Origin of the sequence: Rhodococcus sp. BP-241, from assembly GCF_019836145.1 — a bacterium.
Classification (GTDB): domain Bacteria; phylum Actinomycetota; class Actinomycetes; order Mycobacteriales; family Mycobacteriaceae; genus Rhodococcoides.
This window is the reverse complement of the sequence record NZ_JABUEI010000001.1, coordinates 588,028-602,889: the sequence shown is the minus strand read 5'-3', so window position 1 is coordinate 602,889 and position 14,862 is coordinate 588,028. Positions and strand designations below refer to the sequence as shown.

Genomic DNA, 14,862 nt, shown 5'->3' with positions numbered 1-14,862 from the left:
CACGTGAGCATGCACGCCGACGCCGCGGACGAACGCACGACACCGGGGGGCAGGGGAGAACTGCGCATCTATCTCGGCGCGGCGCCGGGCGTGGGAAAGACGTTCGCGATGCTCGGCGAGGCGCACCGTCGCCAGTCCCGTGGGTGTGACGTCGTCGCCGGCGTCGTCGAGACTCACGGACGCACTCGAACGGCAGAGATGCTGGAAGGCATCGCGGTACTGGCGCCGACCATGGTCGAGTATCGCGGAGCCTCGGTCCCCGAACTCGACGTCGACGGCGTCGTGGCCAGAATGCCGGAAGTGGTCCTCGTCGACGAACTGGCCCACTCGAACACTCCGGGTAGTCGCAACGCCAAGCGCTGGCAGGACGTCGAGGAGTTTCTGGCCGCCGGGATCGACGTGGTGTCGACTCTGAACGTGCAGCACCTCGAGAGTCTCAACGACGTGGTCCAGCGCATCACCGGTGTGGTGCAGCGGGAGACGGTTCCCGACGCTGTCGTGCGAGCCGCGGCCCAGGTAGAGCTGGTCGACATCACACCGGAAGCGTTGCGACGCAGACTGTCACACGGGAACGTCTACGCACCCGAGAAGATCGACGCGGCACTGAGCAACTTCTTCCGCCGTGGAAACCTCACCGCTCTGCGGGAGTTGGCGCTGCTGTGGTTGGCGGACCAGGTCGATGCGGCGCTGGCCCGCTACCGCGCCGACAACGCCATCAGGGACACCTGGGAAGCGCGAGAGCGTGTCGTCGTCGCGGTGACAGGCGGACCCGAGTCCGACACTCTCGTACGCCGCGCCAGCCGGATCGCCGCGAAGTCCAGCGCCGAACTCATGGTGCTGCACGTGGTGCGAGGTGACGGGTTGGCGGGGGTGTCCGCCGCGCACATGGGTGCGGTGCGGACCCTGGCCGGCGGTCTGGGCGCCTCGATGCACAGTGTCGTCGGCGACGACGTGCCCGTGACGTTGCTCGAGTTCGCCCGCGGGGTGAACGCGACGCAACTCGTGCTCGGAACGTCGCGCCGGTCACGGTGGGCACGGGCCGTCGACGAGGGCATCGGATCGACCGTGGTGCAGAACTCCGGCGCGATCGACGTCCACATGGTCACGCACGACCACGCCTCCACCGGAGTCCGGCGACTGTCGTCGCCGACCGTCCGGCGCCCGGTCGCCTGGATCGCCGCGCTCGCCGTACCGGCGGTGGCGGCGGGATTGATCTCGCTCGTGGACGACCTTCTCGATCTCGGCGGCGAGAGCGCGCTGTTCTTCATCGTCGTGCTGGCGGTGTCCCTGCTCGGCGGTGTGGCCCCCGCGATCCTGTCGGCGCTGTTCTCCGCCCTGCTGCTGAACTTCCTCTTCACCGAACCGCGCTACAGCTTCACCATCGCCGAGCCGGACAACTTCGTGACCACGGTGGTGCTGCTCGTCGTCGCCGTGGCGGTGGCCGTGCTCGTCGACGCGGCCGCCCGGCGGGCACGGGACGCCCGCAGCGCGTCGCAACAGGCGGAACTGCTGGCGCTGTTCGCCGGATCGGTGCTGCGTGGAGCCGACCTGCCCGCTCTGCTCGAGCGGGTGCGCGAGACGTACGGGCAGCGCGCCGTGGCGGTGCTGCGCTCGGGGCACGGCGTCGTCAGTGCAGTGGGGGAGAACCCGCCCACGAGCGTGGACGCCGCCGACACCGCGGTGGAGGTGGGCGACGAGGAGTACGCCCTCGTCCTCGCGGGGCACCGCACCCGAGCGACCGACCGGCGTGTCCTCACGGCGGTCGCCAATCAGGCGGTCGGCTTGATCCGCCAGAGCGAACTGGCCGCGGAGGCGAGCACCGCCGCGGCCGCCGTCGAGTCGGACACACTGCGGCGGGCACTGCTGTCCGCCGTGGGACACGACCTGAGGACGCCGCTGGCCGCGGTCAAGGCCGCCGCCTCGAGTCTGCGCAGCGAGGACGTCACCTTCTCGCCCGAGGACACCGCGGAGTTGCTGGCGACGGTCGAGGAGTCGGCGGATCAGCTCACCGCGCTGGTGGAGAACCTGCTCGACTCCTCGCGCCTGGCCGCCGGCGTGGTGCGGCCGGTGTCGGCGCGTGTGTTCCTCGACGAGGTCGTGCACCGCGCCTCGGCCTCCGTCGGTCCGGCGCGGTCCCGCCTGCAGGTGGAGGTGGGAGATCTGTCGGTGCTGGCGGACGAGGGTCTGCTGGAGCGGGTGGTGGCGAATCTGATCGACAACGCGGTGCGGTACGCACCCCACGGCGAGATCCGCGTGTCCGCTCGTGTGGACGACGACCGCGTCCGGCTTGCCGTGGCCGACCACGGGCCCGGTATCGCGGACGGCTCGGAGGAGACGGTCTTCGACGCGTTCCAGCGGCTCGGGGATCGCGACAACACCACCGGCGTCGGCCTCGGACTGTCCGTGGTGCGCGGCTTCGTCGAGGCCATGCACGGCACGGTGTCGACGCAGCGCACCGTCGGCGGCGGGCTGACCGTCACCGTCGACCTGCCGGCGGCGTCGTGACCGAGGACGGGGGAACGACCGAGACGCCGCGGCCGGGACCGCCGCCCACCCGTGTCCTCGTCGTCGACGACGAGCCGCAGTTGCTGCGGGCGCTGCGCATCAATCTCGGGGTGCGGGGCTACGACGTGTCGACGGCGTCGACCGGAGCGGGAGCTCTGCGCGCCGCCGCCGAGAGGCATCCGGACGTGATCGTCCTCGACCTGGGTCTGCCGGATCTCGACGGCCTGGAGGTGCTCGCCGGACTTCGCGGGTGGACCACCGTGCCCGTGATCGTGCTGTCCGCCCGTTCGGACTCCGGCGACAAGGTCGACGCGCTGGACGCGGGTGCGGACGACTACGTGACCAAGCCGTTCGGCATGGACGAGTTCCTCGCCCGGCTGCGCGTCGCGGTTCGGCGCGCCGCACGCACGGCGGACGGCGACGGCGAGGCGGTCGTCGTGACCGACTCGTTCACCGTGGATCTGGCCGCGAGATCGGTGACGCGCGACGGGCAGCCGGTCCACCTCACCCCCACCGAGTGGGGCATGCTCGAGATGCTGGTGCGGCACCGCGGCAAGCTGGTCGGACAGCGAGAACTGCTGCGCGAGGTGTGGGGTCCGGCGTACGAGACCGAGACCCACTATCTCCGGGTGTATCTCGGTCAGCTGCGGCGCAAACTCGAGCCCGATCCGGCGCATCCACGCCACCTGCTGACCGAGGCCGGCATGGGGTATCGCTTCCGAACCTGATGCGCCTCACCGCCGGCGGCCCACCGCTCCGATAGGTTGGCCGGTGTGCTGGTCGACGGAAGAGACATCCCGGTCACCGGGAGCGTCCTGCAACCGTTGACCCGGCGAACGAGCGACATCCTGCGGGTGGTGACCGCGGCGATCGTCCTGGGGGCGATCGTCGTCGGTTCGTTGGTGACCCGCAACGAGTGGACAGCGCTGGAGCGCTCGATCTCCGACATCGTCGGCGTGCTCACCCCGAGCCAGTCCAATGCCGTCTATCTCGTGTACGGCGTCGCCATTCTGGCTCTTCCGTTCACCGTGCTCGCCGGACTGGTGGCGGCACGCCGCTGGCGGCTGCTCGCGGGTTACGTCGCTGCGGCCGTGGTGGCCGCACTGGCGTTGTCGGTCAGTGGCAGCGGGATCTCCGCGCCGAAGTGGCACATCGACGAATCGACGCGCCTGGACACCCTGCTCTCGCAGATCCTCGACGATCCGCGCTGGATCGCCATCGTCGCGGCCGTGCTCACCGTCTCCGGCCCGGGGCTGCCGATCCGCTGGAAGCGGACGTGGTGGGTGCTGCTGCTGGCTTTCGTCCCGATCCATCTGCTCATCAGCACCGTCGTCCCCGCGCGCTCGCTGCTCGGTCTCGCCGTGGGGTGGCTCGCCGGATCGCTCGTGATCTGGGTGGTGGGCACCCCGGCACTCGAGGTGCCGCTCGCCGAGGCCGTCCGTGCCCTGAAGCGCCGGGGAGTCGACATCGCCGGGTTCGTCGTTCTGCGCCCGGCGGGTTCGGGTCCCCTGGTGCTCTCGGGACGGATCGGGCCGGTGGGCCACGACGTCGTCGTCGAGCTGTTCGGTCCCAATCAGCGCAGCCGCGGCGCCCTGCGTCTGCTGCGCCGACTGGTGACTCTGCGGTCGTCGGAGAGCCCGCCCCTGCACGCCTCACAGCGCCGCGCGGTGGAGCATCGCGCGTTGATGGGCATCGCGCTGAACGACCTGGGCGTGGCGGCCTGTGTCCCGACGGCGGTGTCGGCCCTCGAGCGTGGCTGGGTCCTGTACGCCCACAGCGTTCCCCGCGGTCGGCGCGTGGACCCCGAGCGTCCGGAGGATGCGCACGCACTGTGGCGGACTCTGGGAGTGCTGCGCTCCCGGCAGATCTCGCACGGAGACCTCCGGGTCGACGACATCCGGATCGACGAGGACGGCACCGCATTGCTCGGTGGCTTCGACACCGCGGAACTCGGCGCGTCGCAGGCCCAGTTGCACTCGGACGCCGCGCAGCTGATGCTGACCACCGCATCGCTGTACGGGCCCGACGTCGCCGTCGACGCCGCGATCGACAGGCTCGGCCCGGCGGACGTTCTCACCGCCTCACGCCGGCTCACGCCGTCCGCCATCCCGACCCGCGTGCGCCGGGCGGTGCACGACGCCAAGGGGGTGCTCACGGCGACGCGCGACACGGTGCTGGCCCGGACCGGGACCTCGGCGATCGCCACCGAGCAGGTGACGCGGTTCTCGCGCAACCAGGTCGTGCAGTTGGTCCTGCTCATCGCGCTGGTCTACGTCGCGTATCCGTTCATCAGTCAGGTCCCGACCTTCGCCTCCGAGCTGGCCTCGATCGACTGGTGGTGGGCACTGCTCGGTCTCGCGATCTCCGCCGCGACCTATTTCGGAGCGGCCGCGGCGCTGTGGGCGTGCGCCTCGGGCGCCGTGGGTTTCCTGAACACGACGATCATGCAGGTGGCCAACACGTTCGCGGCGACGACGACTCCGGCGGGTGTCGGCGGACTGGCGCTGAGCGTCCGCTTCCTGCAGAAGGGCGGGTTGACGCTCACGCGCTCGACCGCCGCGGTGGCCCTGCAGCAACTGGTGCAGGTGATCTCGCACGTGACGCTGCTCGTGGTGTTCAGCGTCGCGGCGGGCCAGTCCGCCGACCTGTCCCGCTTCGTCCCGAGCGCCACGATCCTGTACCTCATCGCCGGTGTCGCGTTCGGCGCCCTCGGCGCCTTCCTGTTCGTGCCCACCCTGCGGCGCTTCCTGCGCACCGCGGTGCGGCCTCAGCTCGCGGAGGTCTACTCGGACCTCTCGGAGCTCGTGCGGCATCCGGCACGCTTCACCGTCATCGTGCTGGGCTGCGCTGCAACCACTCTCGGTGCTGCCTTCGCGCTGTGGGTGAGCATCGAGGCGTTCGGCGGGGGCACCACCTTCATCACGGTCACCATCGTCACGATGATCGGTGGGACGCTCGCCTCCGCAGCCCCGACGCCGGGTGGCATCGGCGCCGTGGAAGCCGCTCTCATCGGCGGTCTGGCGGCATTCGGGTTGCCCGCCACCATCGCGGTGCCGTCCGTTCTGCTCTATCGCGTGCTCACGTGCTGGATCCCGGTGTTCCTCGGCTGGCCGATCATGCGGTGGTTGGCGCGCAAGGACATGATCTGATCCCGGCCGTCACGACATCCGCAGTGCCAGATAGAAGTTCACGCGGTCCTCGAGTCCGGAGAGATCCCGACCGGTGAGTTCCTCGATACGCTGGATGCGGTAGCGCACCGAGTTGACGTGCAGGTGCAGCCGGGTCGAGCACGCCGTCCACGATCCGTTGCAGTCGAGGAAGGCTCGCAGAGTCGGGACGAGATCGCTCTGATGGCGGTCGTCGTACTCCACGACCTGATCCAGCAGACGCGAGCGGAACAGCCGTCTCATCTCGTCCGGCACGCTCGCCAGGAGCAGCACCAGGTCCGCCAGTTCGTCGTGCCCCACGATGCGGACCCCGTCGCTGCGGCCGGCCGCGAGCCTCCGGGCGTACCTGGCTTCGTCGACGGCGCCGCGGAGTTCGCCCGCCGTCACCGCGCCGCTGACGCCGAGCGAGACGTCGCTGCCGGCAAGTCCGGGACCGAGGCGATCCATCCCCGACCGCACTCGCGGCGTCAGGTCGCCGTCGGTGGGAACGATCGCGACCACCTCACCGTCTGTCACACCGATCGCGCCGCCGCTCGGGAGCAACTCGCGCAGGACCACCCGGAGTTCGCCGGGGCGGAGGGGGCCACTCGCGACGGCCGCGGCGACCACCGCGTACCGAGCGTCGGTGTCGAGGCCGACCACCGTCATCTGGGCGAGGGTGTCCGCGACCGATCCGCCCGCGGTGATCACGCGGATCAGCTGGTGCGCCGAGCGTCCGGACGACCCGAGGCGGTCGTCGGTGCGCTCACGTTCGAGCGCGACGATCGACGCCACGTCCTCGGCGAGTGCGAGCCGCTCGGGAGTCCAACTGCGCCAGTCGCTGCGGAAGGCCACCATCGCGTCGGCGACGCGCGACGTCCGGTCACCGTCGACGGCGAGGAGGGACAGGCCGTGGGACACCACGGGAAGTGCTCGCGCCGTGAGGAAGTCGTGCGCCAGATCGTCGGGACGGATGTCGTCGGGAAGCGGATGGGACGAGGCCACGACGCGCCCGCCGGGGGTGAGCACCCAGCACTCCAGTCCGAGATCCTCGGACACCAGGTCGAGAAGTGGCCCGATGCCGTCCCCGGCGCCGGCGCCCGACACCAGGCGGCGGTGCCGGTCGAGGACCGACCGGAGATCGGTCGCGCGCTCGCGCGAGAGCGAGCGCACCACGCTCTCCGTGATCGTCGCGAAGGCCACGGCGGCGGACACCCGGAACAGGGGCAGCCCGTGTCGGCGGCACGACTCGACGAGATCGGCGGGCACCACGCCGTCGTACGAGGCCGCCAGTGCGGCGACGCCGGCACCGGTGATCGCACGGACGAAGACGTCCGAATCCTCGGGTCTCGTGTGCCACATCAGTCCGGTGAGGACCAGTTCTCCGCCCTCGAGATAGCGACCGGGATCGAGCATGTCGGTCGTCACGACCCATCGGATGACCGTGTCTCGTCCGTCGTCGGACACGAGGGGGTCGAGTCCGAGATGGGGCATGTCGAGTAGGTCGTGCACCTTCATTCGGAGGAACCTACAGTGATTCGCGTGTGATGCGGGTCATAGTCTGTCGTTCCTGCGTCTCGTCCGCCGGACGGCGGGCGGGTGTACTTCTCCCATGGACTTTCTTCGGCCACAGACCTGGGCGGACGCACTCGCTGCCGCAGCCGATCGACCCGATGTCGTCCCCGTGCAGGGGGGTACCGACGTCATGGTCGAGATGAACTTCGATCTGCACAGACCGACGGCGCTGCTCGACCTGAACCCGATCACGGAGCTCACCACCTGGGAGGAAAATCCAGACGGGTCGCTCCGCGTCGGTGCCGGCATGCCGTACGTGCGGATCATCGCCGAACTGGGCGATCGGCTGCCGGGAATCGCGCAAGCTGCGCGCACGGTCGGTTCGGCCCAGATCCGCAACAGGGGGACGGTCGGCGGCAATCTCGGGGGCGCATCGCCCGCCGGCGATCTGCACGCGCCGCTGCTCGCCTGCGGCGCGATCGTCGAGGCCGAGTCGGCCGCTCGGGGCACACGCATGATTCCGGCCGATCAGTTCTACGTCGGTGTCAAGCGTCATTGCCTGGAACCGGACGAGTTGATCCGCGCGTTCCACGTGCCGCCGGCCACCGGGCCGCAGTACTTCTCGAAGGTCGGCACGCGCAACGCCATGGTCATCGCGGTGTGTTCGTTCTCGCTCGCGCTGTTCCCGGCCGAGCGACGTGTCGGGACGGGTATCGGTTCGGCCGCCCCGACGCCGCGCCGCGCCACCGCCGCCGAGGAGTTCCTCGCTGCCGAACTCGACTGGGACGGCCCGCTCGACGACGCAGTCGCCCGCCGGTTCGGCGACCTGGTCCGTGAGGCGGCGAGCCCGATCGACGACGTACGCGGTACCGCCGACTATCGGCGACATGCGCTGGCGGTCATGGCGAGACGCACTCTCGCCTGGTCGTGGCGCGACCACAGGAACAACGGAGAGGCGGCGTGAGCATGAGAGTGAACTGCACGGTGAACGGCACCGACCAGAGCGCGGACGACGTGTGGGAGGGCGAGAGTCTTCTCTACGTGTTGCGCGAGCGCATGGGCCTGCCCGGATCGAAGAACGCGTGCGAGCAGGGGGAGTGCGGTTCCTGCACCGTCTATCTCGACGACGTGCCGGTGTGCTCGTGCCTGGTGGCGGCCGGCCAGGTCGAAGGTCGACGCGTGCGCACCGTGGAGGGACTCTCCGACGGGGAGGCGCTGGGCCCGATCCAGAAGGCCTTCGTGGAGTGCGGCGCCGTCCAGTGCGGCTTCTGCACACCCGGGCTGGTGGTCCAGGCGCACGACCTCGTCGAGCGGGTGCCCGATCCGTCCGATGCGGAGATCCGCGAAGCCCTCGCCGGAAACCTCTGCCGCTGCACCGGTTACGAGAAGATTCTCGACGCCGTCCGACTCGCCGCCTCACGAAGGGCCGATTCCCGATGAGTGTTCGCATCGTCACCAACGCCTACATCGCACCCGTGGTCGGTGCCGAGATCCCGCACGGGTACATCGTCGTCGACGGGCCGCTCGTGACCGCGATCGGCGCGGGTCCCGCGCCGATCGTTCCCGGCGCCGAGATCATCGACGCGCGTGGCGGACTGGTCACGCCCGGTCTGGTCAATGCCCATCACCACCTGTACCAGTGGGCGTCGCAGGGACTGGCGAAGGACAGCACCCTCTTCGAGTGGCTCGTGACCCTCTACCGGCCCTGGGCGAAGATGGACGCCGAGGTGGTCGGCGGGGCCGCGCTGGCGGGGCTCGGCTGGCTCGCGAAGTCCGGGTGCACCACCAGCACCGATCACCACTACATCTTCCCGAAGGGACGGGGCGATCTGTTCGCCGCCGAGATCGACGCGGCGGCGCGGATCGGACTGCGATTCCACCCCTGCCGCGGGTCGATGGACCGGGGCGTGTCGGACGGCGGGCTCCCTCCCGACGAGGTGGTGGAGAAGCTCGACGACATCCTGACCGCCACCGCGGACGCGATCGACACGTACCACGACGCGTCGTTCGGGTCGATGCTGCGGATCGCCGTCGCGCCGTGCTCCCCGTTCTCGATCAGCAAGGACCTGCTCGTGGAATCGGCGAGCCTCGCCCGATCGAAAAGTGTTCGGCTGCACACACATCTGTCGGAGACGGTGGACGAGGAGGAGCACTGCCTCGCCCAGATGGGCTGCACGCCCGTGCAGTACATGGAACAGGTGGGGTGGCTGGGCGACGATGTGTGGTTCGCCCACGCCGTCCACCTGCACGACTCCGACATCACCTCACTCGCGGCAACGGGTACCGGCGTCGCGCACTGCCCCAGTTCGAACGCGCGACTCGGCGCGGGAATCGCCCGTGTCGCCGATCTGCTGGACGCCGGCGCGCCGGTCGGTCTCGGCGTGGACGGATCGGCGTCCGCCGAGATGGTCTCGCTCGCCGGCGAGATCCGTCAGGCCGTGTACATGCAGCGGGCACGCTACGGACCGACCGCGCTGAGTGCCCGCCAGGCTCTCGAAGCAGCGACACTCGGTGGCGCCACGGTCCTCGGCCGGCAGGACGAGATCGGGTCACTCGAGGTGGGCAAGCTCGCCGACCTCGCGATCTGGCGTACCGACGGCTTCTTCGCCGCGATAGACGATCCCGTCGTCGCGCTCGCGTACGGGCAGACGCCGCCCCTGGGCCACCTGATGGTCGGCGGTCGGACGATCGTGGAGGACGACTCGCTGATCAGCGTGTCGCAGGACGAGGCGGCGGCGGCCGGAGCGAACGCACACCGTCGTCTCATGGCTCTCGCGAAGGACGTCCTGTGAGCGCCCCCGGACGGACGCGCCCCGGCGCCTTCCCCGCACCCGTGGACGCACCGGGCCTCGGACGCGTGGGAGACAGTCCGCTCCGCCCCGACGGGACCCTGAAGGTCAAGGGAGAGTTCGCGTACTCGTCCGATCTGTTCATCGACGGCATGCTGCACGGCGCCACCCTGCGGAGTCCGCATCCCCGCGCGCGCATCGTGTCCGTGGACATCTCGGCGGCGCTCGCCCTCCCCGGCGTGGAGGCCGTGCTCACCCACGAGGACGTGCCGGGACGCCCGTGTTTCGGCCTCGACGGCACCTGGGACCAGCCTGTCCTCGCCTTCGGCGAGGTGCGTCACGAAGGCGAGCCGATCGTGCTCGTCGCGGCGGATCACCCCGAGACCGCGCGCCGGGCGATGGAACGGATCGAGGTGGTCTACGAGGTGCTCGAGCCACTGTGCGACGCCCGCCGTGCCGCACTGGACCCGACCTACCCGAAGGTGCAGGACCGCGGCGGAATCGCACGACACCAACCGGTGCGCGTCGGCGACGTGGCCGCTGCGCGTGCGCGGGCCGACGTGATCGTCAGCAGCGACTTCTCGGTCGGCATCCAGGACCAGGCATTCCTCGGACCCGAATCGGGTCTCGCCGTTCCCGGTGACGACGGCGGCGTCGACCTGTACGTCGCGACGCAGTGGATGCACAACGACCTCGAACAGATCGGGCCGTGCCTCGGACTGCCGAAGGAGAAGATCAGGATGACGCTCTCCGGAGTCGGGGGAGCGTTCGGCGGGCGCGAGGACCTGTCCATGCAGATCCACGCGGCCATGCTCGCGATGTACACGGGCAAGCCGGTCCGGATGGTCTACAACCGCTACGAGTCGTTCTTCGGGCATGTGCACCGGCACCCGGCGCAGATGCACTACGAGTACGGCGCCACGAGCGACGGCCGGCTGTTGTTCGCGGACGTCGAGATCATCCTCGACGGCGGCGCCTACACGTCGGCCACGCTGAACGTCGTCGGCAACGCTGCGTCGCTGGGCGTGGGACCGTATGTCATCCCAAACATCGAGATCGACGCGTACGGCGTCTACACGAACAACCCGCCGTGCGGCGCGATGCGCGGATTCGGCGCCGTACAGGCATGTTTCGCGTACGAGTCGATGATGGACCAGCTCGCCGAGGCGTGCGGTCTGAGCCCGGTCGAGGTCCGCCGCGTCAACGCCGTCGCTCAGGGTTCGCTCCTCGCCACCGGTCAGGTGATCGAGGCTCCCGCGCCCCTCGCCGAGATGCTCCTCCGGGCCGAGGCGATGCCCATGCCCGCGCCACTGGACACCTCCGACATCCGCAACCTTCCCGGAGGCGCGTCGCAGACCACGCACGGTGAGGGCGTCGTGCGGGGAGTCGGCTACGGCGTGGGACTCAAGAACATCTGCTTCTCGGAGAACTACGACGACTACTCGACGGCGCGGGTCCGACTCGAGGTCATCGGCGGCGAGGTCACCGCTCTGGTGCACACGGCCGCCGCCGAGGTGGGACAGGGCCTGGTGACACTCGAGGCGCAGATCGCCCGCACCGAGCTGGGGGTGTCGCGCGTGACGATCCATCCTGCCGACACCACCGTCGGGAACTCCGGGTCGTCGTCCGCGTCCCGCCAGTCCTACATGACCGGCGGTGCGGTGAAGGCCGCGTGCGAGGCGGTCCGGGAGGCCGTGTTCGTCCTCGCCGGACTGCATCTCGGTCGCGCCGCGACGGACCTGACTCTCGACGGCGGCAAGGTCGTCTCCCGCACCGACGGCGTCCTGGCCACGATCGAGGACGTTCTCGGCGACCGAGTGGTCGAGCAGACCCGCGAGTTCCACCACCGTCCCACCACCGGCATGGATCCCGTGACCGGGCAGGGCGCGAGCCACACCCAGCTCGCGCTGTGCGTGCACCGCGCGGTGGTCGACGTCGACGTCGAGCTCGGTCTGGTGAAGGTCGTCGAGATGGCCGCCGTCCAGGACGTCGGCAAGATCCTCAACCGGCTCTCCCTCGAGGGGCAGATCCACGGCGGATCGGCTCAGGGACTGGGCCTGGCCCTGATGGAGGAGATCGTCGTCGTGGACGGGCTGGTGAAGAACCCGTCGTTCACCGACTACCTCATCCCCACCATCCTCGACATGCCGCCGATGAAGCTTGACATCCTGGAGAACCCGGACCCGCTGGCGCCGTACGGCCTTCGCGGCGCCGGCGAGCCTCCGACCCTGTCCTCCACCCCCGCAGTCGTCGCTGCCGTTCGCGACGCCACCGGTCTCGCCCTCACACGAGTACCGATACGACCCGAACACATCACGGACCCGGGAAGGCCCTGATCTCATGACGAAACTCGATCCCGCGACGACGGTGGGCAGCGGCGGACGCCGCTCCCGACTCGACACCTTCTTCTCCATCACGATGCGCGGCTCCACGATCACCCGTGAGATCCGCGGTGGCATCACGACGTTCGTCGCGATGGCCTACCTGATCGTGCTGATCCCGCTCATCATCGGCGACGCGCAGGACGTCACCGGTGCGACCCTCGACCCGGCACAGTTGAGCACCATGGTCGCGCTGTCGGCGGGGCTGACGACCGTGCTGATGGGCGTGGTGGGCAATGCGCCGCTCGCCATGGCGGCAGGGCTGGGAGTGACGCCGATCGTGGTGTTCCAGGCCGCGCCGTTCATGACCTGGCCCCAGGCGATGGGTCTCGTCGTCCTCGAAGGTGTCATCATCGTCGTCCTCGCGCTGACCGGTGTCCGCCAACTCATCATGGACGCGATCCCGCGCGTGCTGAAGCAGGCCATCGGAGTGGGCATCGGAGCGTTCATCGCTCTCATCGGTCTCGTCGACGCCGGGTTCGTCGGCTACGGCGACAACGCCTCCACCGCAGTCACACTCGGAATCTTTGGCAAGCTCGCAGGCTGGCCGGTCCTCGTGTTCTGCGTCGGCCTCGTAGTCATGATGGTGCTGTTCGTCCGGCGCGTCCCCGGTGCGATGCTCATCGGCATCTTCGTCGCCACCAACCTCGCCATCGTGCTGAACTCCGTGGTCGACATCGACCCACGCGCATGGGGTCCCGTGGTGCCCTCGGTACCCGATTCCATCGTCGCCACACCGCGATTCGACCTGCTGTTCGAGGTGGACGTGTTCGGCGGCTTCGCCCGCGCCGGCGTCGTCACCGCCTCGGTCGTGCTGTTCACGCTGGTGCTCTCGGGCTTCTTCGACGCCATGGGAACCATCCTCGGAGTGGGGGAGGAGGCCGGGCTCGTCGACAAGCAGGGCCGGCTGCCCGGACTGAGCCGCATCCTCACCGTCGACGGTATCGGTGCCATCCTCGGCGGTGCGATCAACGGATCCGCGAACACCGCGGTGGTCGAATCGGCCGCCGGAGTCGCGGAGGGTGCTCGCACGGGACTGGCCAGCGTGGTCACCGGTGGACTGCTCACCAGCCTCATCTTCTTCACACCACTCGCCGGCGTCGTCCCGGTCGGCGCGGCAGCACCTGCCCTGGTCCTCGTCGGCGCGTTGATGATGACTCACGTCCGCAAGATCGACTGGGAGGACACCGAGATCGCGATCCCTGCCTTCCTGACCATCGTGCTCATGCCCTTCACGTACTCGATCACCGTCGGTGTCGCGGCAGGTGTCCTGTCCTACACGATCATCCGCCTCGCCAAGGGCAAGCTGCGGCAGACCCATTGGCTGCTGTACGTCATGAGCGCGGTGTTCGTCGTGTACTTCGCACTGCACCCCATCGAGGAAGCGCTGGGCATCTCCTGATGAAGGACATCGCGGACCGGCTGATCGCCTGGCACGACGTCGGACTGGCGTACGCCGTCGCGACCGTCGTCGCCGTCTCGGGCAGCGCGCCCCGGTCACCCGGTGCCGCGATGGCCGTCGCCTCCGACGGGCGGGTGGTGGGGAGCGTGTCGGGCGGCTGCGTCGAGGGTGCCGTCTACGCGCTCTGCCAGGAGGTCCTGGACACCGGCGTCGCGGTCCGGCAGAGTTTCGGCTACAGCGACGACGACGCGTTCGCCGTGGGGCTCACCTGCGGGGGCGAGATCGAGGTGTTCGTCTCGCCGGCGCCCGACCCCGCGGTCCTGCGGTCGTTCGACGGCGCCGTCGCCACCGTTCAGCTCCTCGACTCCGTCGGCACGGTCCTGGCCGTGCGGCCGGACAGGCACCTCGGATCGACCGGCTTCGCCGACATCGACCGCATCGCGATCGACGAGGCCCGCGCCATGCTGGACACCGGGTCCACCGGAATCCGTTCCGTTCGTTGCCGGCCCGGTGTGGAGATGTTCGTCGCGTCGTATGCCGAGCCGCCGCGACTGCTCGTCTTCGGTGCCATCGATCATGCCGGCGCTCTGGCCCGGCTCGGTACCTTCCTCGGCTACCGCGTGACGGTGTGCGACGCGCGCCCGGTGTTCGCCACACGGGCGCGGTTCCCGGACGCCGACGAGGTGATCGCCGAATGGCCGCACTCCTATCTCGCGCGAACGGACGTCGACGCGCGCACGGTGGTGTGCGTCCTGACCCACGACGCGAAGTTCGACGTGCCGCTGCTCGAGGTCGCGCTCAGGTTGCCGGTGGCGTTCGTCGGGGCGATGGGGTCCAGACGAACCCATCGGGACCGGCTGGCACGGCTGCGCGAGGTGGGGATGACCGAGACCGAGCTGTCTCGACTGCGGTCACCCGTCGGCCTCGACCTGGGTGCGAGTACACCCGAGGAGACCGCGGTGGCCATCGCGGCGGAGTTCGTGGCAGCGCGGCGCGGCGGCAGCGGCATGTCCCTGACACTCGGGGACGGCCCGATCCACCACGCGACCGTGCCCGACCGTCGTCAGGCGTAGCCGAGTTGTGTGCAGTGATCCGCGGTGGGCGCGGATCACTGCACACAGGCG

General features: G+C 69.8%; 10 protein-coding genes. 9 read left to right on the top strand and 1 reads right to left on the bottom strand.

What is annotated here, in order from left to right; all coding sequences use genetic code 11:
- Positions 1–9: 9 nt before the first annotated feature.
- The 3 genes from HQ308_RS02770 to HQ308_RS02760 are packed head-to-tail and all read left to right on the top strand — an operon-like array spanning position 10 to position 5,654.
- Positions 10–2,505, top strand: coding sequence for a sensor histidine kinase KdpD (locus HQ308_RS02770; protein ID WP_222645451.1), 2,496 nt, complete (start codon positions 10–12; stop codon positions 2,503–2,505).
- Entirely contained in the window at positions 2,502–3,233 is a 732-nt protein-coding gene (locus HQ308_RS02765) for a response regulator (RefSeq protein WP_027504984.1), read from the top strand. Before HQ308_RS02770 ends, HQ308_RS02765 begins: the two co-directional genes overlap by 4 nt.
- Positions 3,234–3,278: 45 nt before the next feature.
- The gene (locus HQ308_RS02760) at positions 3,279–5,654 is read left to right on the top strand and encodes a lysylphosphatidylglycerol synthase transmembrane domain-containing protein (RefSeq protein ID WP_222645364.1); all 2,376 of its coding nucleotides are present in this window, start codon (positions 3,279–3,281) and stop codon (positions 5,652–5,654) included.
- Positions 5,655–5,663: 9 nt separating this feature from the next.
- Here HQ308_RS02760 and HQ308_RS02755 read toward each other — a convergent pair whose 3' ends face one another.
- Positions 5,664–7,169: a PucR family transcriptional regulator gene (locus HQ308_RS02755; RefSeq protein ID WP_261775631.1), complete on the bottom strand. Its 1,506-nt coding sequence runs from the start codon at positions 7,167–7,169 to the stop codon at positions 5,664–5,666.
- A 94-nt stretch (positions 7,170–7,263) separates the two neighbouring features.
- On the opposite strand from HQ308_RS02755, the gene HQ308_RS02750 reads away from it, so the two are divergent.
- From HQ308_RS02750 to HQ308_RS02725, 6 genes are read left to right on the top strand one after another with little or no spacing between them, the layout of a single operon-like run.
- On the top strand, positions 7,264–8,130 hold the full coding sequence (locus HQ308_RS02750; RefSeq protein WP_222645363.1) for a xanthine dehydrogenase family protein subunit M: 867 nt from the start codon (positions 7,264–7,266) through the stop codon (positions 8,128–8,130).
- Positions 8,131–8,132: 2 nt separating this feature from the next.
- Entirely contained in the window at positions 8,133–8,606 is a 474-nt protein-coding gene (locus tag HQ308_RS02745; RefSeq protein WP_027504988.1) for a (2Fe-2S)-binding protein, read from the top strand.
- Complete coding sequence (locus tag HQ308_RS02740) at positions 8,603–9,958, top strand: 8-oxoguanine deaminase (RefSeq protein ID WP_222645362.1); 1,356 nt, start codon at positions 8,603–8,605, stop codon at positions 9,956–9,958. Before HQ308_RS02745 ends, HQ308_RS02740 begins: the two co-directional genes overlap by 4 nt.
- Positions 9,955–12,291 (top strand): molybdopterin cofactor-binding domain-containing protein, encoded by a 2,337-nt coding sequence (locus tag HQ308_RS02735; RefSeq protein WP_308115646.1) that lies wholly within the window; start codon positions 9,955–9,957, stop codon positions 12,289–12,291. Before HQ308_RS02740 ends, HQ308_RS02735 begins: the two co-directional genes overlap by 4 nt.
- A gap of 4 nt (positions 12,292–12,295) precedes the next feature.
- Positions 12,296–13,738, top strand: coding sequence for an NCS2 family permease (locus tag HQ308_RS02730; RefSeq protein WP_222645361.1), 1,443 nt, complete (start codon positions 12,296–12,298; stop codon positions 13,736–13,738).
- Positions 13,738–14,811: an XdhC family protein gene (locus HQ308_RS02725; protein WP_222645360.1), complete on the top strand. Its 1,074-nt coding sequence runs from the start codon at positions 13,738–13,740 to the stop codon at positions 14,809–14,811. Before HQ308_RS02730 ends, HQ308_RS02725 begins: the two co-directional genes overlap by 1 nt.
- Positions 14,812–14,862: the final 51 nt, after the last annotated feature.